The following is a 478-nucleotide window of genomic DNA, read 5'->3' as shown; positions in this document are numbered from 1 at the left end:
CCCGACACGACGCTCAGCCGCGAGGCATCCGGCTGACGGCATCGGCATGGCCGTCCAGGGCGTGGCGCAAGCTGTCCATCGCGTCGGCATGCTCGGTGAGCATCTTGGTGTGATCAGCGAGCGCCTTGGTGTGCTTGTTCAGTGCCTCGACCTGCAGGGCGGCCTGATCGTGACCATGGCGCAACTCACTGTGGATCGCCTGGAGAGCCATGAGCTGGGCGCTGGCGATCTTCTCGGAACGTGGCCACGCGGCNTGGAGGAGTCGTCACGCAACCGAATGTAGTGACAGCACCCTCATCGCCGCACGGTCTTTCGACGACCTGGCTACGCGGCGCTGCCACGACGGGTTCATCGAGCGTTCGGAAAACGATCGTTGGCCGAACACGAACACCAGCCCGTGAGGCCGAGGAGTTTTGCCAGGTCGCCATGTTCGGAGACCTGTTCGTCTACTGGCAGGCTCGATCCAGGTTGGCGACGG

The 478-nt window shown here is 64.2% G+C and carries 1 protein-coding gene; it reads right to left on the bottom strand.

Going from position 1 to position 478, the window contains the following annotated elements; all coding sequences use genetic code 11:
• Positions 1 to 13: 13 nt before the first annotated feature.
• Positions 14 to 211 carry a hypothetical protein gene (locus tag H074_RS07375; RefSeq protein ID WP_007029401.1) on the bottom strand — a complete coding sequence of 66 codons (198 nt, stop codon included), beginning with the start codon at positions 209 to 211 and terminating at the stop codon, positions 14 to 16.
• Positions 212 to 478 lie beyond the last annotated feature (267 nt).

Origin of the sequence: Amycolatopsis decaplanina DSM 44594, assembly GCF_000342005.1 — a bacterium.
Classification (GTDB): Bacteria; Actinomycetota; Actinomycetes; order Mycobacteriales; family Pseudonocardiaceae; genus Amycolatopsis; species Amycolatopsis decaplanina.
This window is presented reverse-complemented; position numbering and strand designations above follow the sequence as displayed.